Below are 3900 nucleotides of genomic sequence, written 5' to 3'. Positions count from 1 at the left end.
GATCTCCGCCGCGCTGATGATCCGCGGGATGTTGAGGTAACTATCCTTGCTGGGCCCGGCGCCGATGCATACCGCCTCATCCGCAAACCGAACGTGCAATGACTCCGCATCCGCTTCGGAATACACCGCCACGGTTTTGATGCCGAGCTCTTTGCACGCGCGAATAATGCGCAACGCAATTTCGCCGCGATTGGCGATCAGAACTTTTTTCAAAGTTTTTCGACCCGGAAAAGAGGTTGGTTGTATTCCACCGGCTGTGCATTGTCGACCAGGACTTCCACGACGCGGCAGGCGAAGTCAGCTTCAATCTCGTTCATGAGCTTCATCGCTTCGATGATGCACAACACATGGCCTTTCGAGATCGTGTCGCCGGGATTGACATAGGGTTCGGCGTCCGGCGCAGGCGCGCGATAGAACGTGCCCACCATGGGTGATTTGATTTCGACCTGATTCTTGGAGCCTGCGGGCGCGGCGCTGGCTGCCGGCGTTGCAGAAGCTGAGTGAGCCGTGTTCGGCGGCGCGGGCAGAGGCTGGTGTTGCGCTTGGCCCGGCACGAGAAAATGACTGACCTGAGGGTGAGAAGGCGCGTGGCTGGAATATTTCGATATGCGAACCTTGCTGCCGCGTTGCGTGACTTCCAAATCGACAATACCGCTTTCTTCAACAATCTTCACCAACTCTCGAATTTCATCTAGATTCATACCGCGTGCCGCTGCTTTGGTCGCGGCATTCGTATGCGTTGCTTCCTCTCTCACTCGTTTTGCCATGATGAACCTTTCGGTAAGTAACGGCCGGCAGAATCGGGCATTCGCTTGACGGCGCTTGAATTTATAAAACGTGGTTGCGTCAACCCGGCTTTGCCAGTGGCCTGAAAACAGGCGGAAAATATAACCTAACTTTTCTGAAAGTCAAATGAAAATGTTGGTTTGGCAACACGCACGAGGCGGGGGGCGCGCTGGATCGTGAATGGCTTAGGGCGCAACCATGCCAATCGCTCGCATGATCGCCTTTTCAATTTCGCGCATTTGTGCGGGTGTAATTTGTCCGTCCAGTGGTCCGCGAGCAAGAAAATTTTATCGAGCGCGGCAATTAACTCGCATTTAGCCACGGATGGAAGGGATATGCCTCCCGAGCCTGCTGGCAAGTAGACATGGGTGGGAGATGGTCGCAAGGTAGTGGAGAGCGGTACGACAAGAATGTCATTGGCGAATTGATTACGCGAATCGGTTGAAACGACTAGCACCGGCCGTTCTTTGGTGTCTCCCGGCTGTCCGGGAATTTTAGCCCAATGAATTTCGCCGCGTTTGGGGAATTGCATCAGTCATCCCATCGCTGCGCCTGCTGAGAGACGGCGTGAGTCCAGTCGCGGTCTTCAGCGATCTCCTCCGGCGTGAGGGATTTATAGTAGTCTTCGGTCTCGCGATCCCATCTTCGCTGCAGCCAAACCACCTCGTACCATCGCTGCAGAATTTTTTCGATCGTCGCGCGCCGCGAAGACAGCCCGGTGTTTTGTGTAACAGCATCAATCGCCGTCAACACCTCACCGATCCAAACGGAGGGTGACTTCGGTGTTCGATGTATTTTCCATATCACTTCTTGGGTGTCAAAATCGCGCATGCTCATTTCAACTTGATTTTCTTTAATTTGTTCGTAAGTTAAGTCATTCCAACCGCTCACAAAAACATTATTTTCCATGGGGCGAATCAATATGAAAGCAATCAATTCATCGCTTCAAACAAGTCGCGGAACCATGTGGTTAGAAATCATCGGCGTTGTTCTCGCATTAACGTTGCCTCTGCCTGCCCGTCTCTTTGCGCAAGAACCCTCAGTCAAATTCGAACGCATCGCGCTCGAAGAAGGCCGCACCGTTTACTGTATGTTGCAAGATCATCAAGGCTTCTTGTGGCTCGGCACGGCGGACGGCTTGATCAAGTACGACGGCTACGGCTTTACCGCCTATCGCCACGATGCCTTTGATTCGCTCTCGCTGTCGACCAATTTTGTGTATGCGCTCTGCGAAGATCGCAGCGGCACGTTGTGGGTTGGCACAGTCGGGGGCGGGCTGAATCGCTTCGAGCGCGAACGCGAACAATTCACGCGCTTTGTCCACGACCCGAACAACCCGCACAGCTTGAGTTTCAATTCCGTTGGCGCGATTCATGAAGATCACACTGGCGCGCTCTGGATCGGCACGGCGGATTTGCTCTCCGAGGCGGGCGCGGGACTCAACAAGTTTGATCGCGCAACTCAGCAGTTTGTTCGTTTCGTGCACGATTCCAGCGATGTACGTAGCCTCAGCCATAATAGCGTTTGGGATATATTCGAAGATCACACCGGCACGCTTTGGATTGGCACGCAGCGTGGGCTGAATAAATTTGAGCGCGAAAAAGGGCAATTCACTCACTTTTTGCATGATCCGGACAATCCCAACAGTCTCAGTCACAGCGACGTACGCGTCATTTATGAGGATCGCGCGCGCACACTTTGGTTTGGAACACGCGGCGGCGGACTGAATCGCTTTGATCGTGACCAGCAAGTTTTTACGCGCTTTCGTTTTGATCGAAATAATCCCCGCAGCCTGAGCCAGGACAGCGTCCTCGCTATTTCTGAAGATCAAACTGGTGCGCTGTGGATCGGAACATTTCGGGGGTTGAATCGATTTGACCGCACACGCGAGGAGTTCGCTCGATTTGTGAGTGATCCAAACAATATTCACACTCTCAGCAATAATCTTATCTGGTCGCTTTGCCAAGATCGCACGGGCACGCTTTGGGTTGGCACCTTTTTCGGGGGCATCGATAAATTCGATCCGGGTCGGGCACGATTCAAGCCGTTTGTGCCGGAATCGAATAATGCTTCAATTCTCAGTGAGAAGAGTATCGGCGGTATCTACTGGGATGAAGCCGGCACACGTTGGATCGGTACGCCCGCTGGCCTTGCTCGTTTCGAGCATGCGGTGAAACCGTTCGCCCATCTTTTCAACAAATCGTTCAATAGCCAGGTCAATTGCATCTCTGGCGATTTCTCCCCGCGCGGCACGCTGTGGATCGGGACGAATGGAAATGGTCTTTATCGCATTGACCACAGCACCGGCAAACTCACGCGATTCGTATACGATCCTAATGATCCTCATAGCATCAGCGACAGCCAAATCACTGCAATTCACCAGGACCGCTTCGGCACACTTTGGGTGGGAACCTTGGGCGGACTCAATCGCTTTGATCGCGAAAAAGAACGCTTTGTTCGTTTCCTGCATGATCAAAACGATCCTTACAGCATCTCCACTGATGCCGTTACGGCGATTTGTGAGGATTCTGTTGCGCAGAACACGCTGTGGATCGCAACCGGCGATGGATTGAATCGATTGGATTCCCAGACCGGGAGATTCACCCGTTTTCTTAACGACCCAAAGGATCCCAAGAGCCTGAGCGACAATTTCATTTGGTCGCTGCATGTTGATCACACCGGCAAGCTATGGGTGGGAACAAATGCCGGACTCGATTGCTTTGATACCACCATCGAGAAATTTGCGCATTATACCACCAAAGACGGGCTTCCGAGTGGTCAGATTATGGGCATTTTGGAGGATGATCGTGGCCGTTTGTGGGTAGGCACCATGAAAGGACTTTCTTACTTTAATCCCGAAACCGGGTCTTTTCGTAGCTATGGTCTTGCTGATGGATTGGCCGCCAACGAGTTTTTGAATATGTCGCACCACAAAAGCGTTGACGGCAAATTATTTTTTTTGTCCTTAAAAGGCGTCGCAGCATTCCATCCTGACAGCATTACAGATAATCCCTACATTCCGCCGGTAGTGATCACGGCCCTCAAGCGCTACAACACGGATGATGCCGAAGGTACTGCTATCGAGGAGAAAGGCATCTCAGCGAAGAAAGAAGT

At 52.5% G+C, this 3900-nt stretch carries 5 protein-coding genes; 1 reads left to right on the top strand and 4 read right to left on the bottom strand.

Annotated features, from left to right (window positions below):
- The 4 genes from FBQ85_27605 to FBQ85_27590 form a co-directional block, all read right to left on the bottom strand.
- On the bottom strand, positions 1 to 213 hold a 213-nt coding region (locus FBQ85_27605; GenBank protein ID MDL1878899.1), incomplete at its 3' end, for an acetyl-CoA carboxylase biotin carboxylase subunit.
- Positions 210 to 701: an acetyl-CoA carboxylase biotin carboxyl carrier protein gene (gene accB, locus FBQ85_27600; GenBank protein MDL1878898.1), complete on the bottom strand. Its 492-nt coding sequence runs from the start codon at positions 699 to 701 to the stop codon at positions 210 to 212. The genes FBQ85_27605 and accB, both read right to left, overlap by 4 nt.
- A 191-nt stretch (positions 702 to 892) precedes the next feature.
- Positions 893 to 1318: a type II toxin-antitoxin system PemK/MazF family toxin gene (locus tag FBQ85_27595; GenBank protein MDL1878897.1), complete on the bottom strand. Its 426-nt coding sequence runs from the start codon at positions 1316 to 1318 to the stop codon at positions 893 to 895.
- Positions 1318 to 1695 carry a hypothetical protein gene (locus tag FBQ85_27590; GenBank protein MDL1878896.1) on the bottom strand — a complete coding sequence of 126 codons (378 nt, stop codon included), beginning with the start codon at positions 1693 to 1695 and terminating at the stop codon, positions 1318 to 1320. Before FBQ85_27590 ends, FBQ85_27595 begins: the two co-directional genes overlap by 1 nt.
- Here FBQ85_27590 and FBQ85_27585 point away from each other — a divergent pair.
- Positions 1694 to 3900, top strand: a 2207-nt coding sequence (locus FBQ85_27585; protein MDL1878895.1) for a histidine kinase, incomplete at its 3' end; no start/stop codon positions are given. The genes FBQ85_27590 and FBQ85_27585 overlap by 2 nt on opposite strands.

This window comes from Cytophagia bacterium CHB2 (assembly GCA_030263535.1).
Lineage (GTDB): Bacteria > Zhuqueibacterota > Zhuqueibacteria > Zhuqueibacterales > Zhuqueibacteraceae > Coneutiohabitans.
Note: the sequence above shows the minus strand (reverse complement) of the source record. Positions and strands in the feature narration are given on the sequence as shown.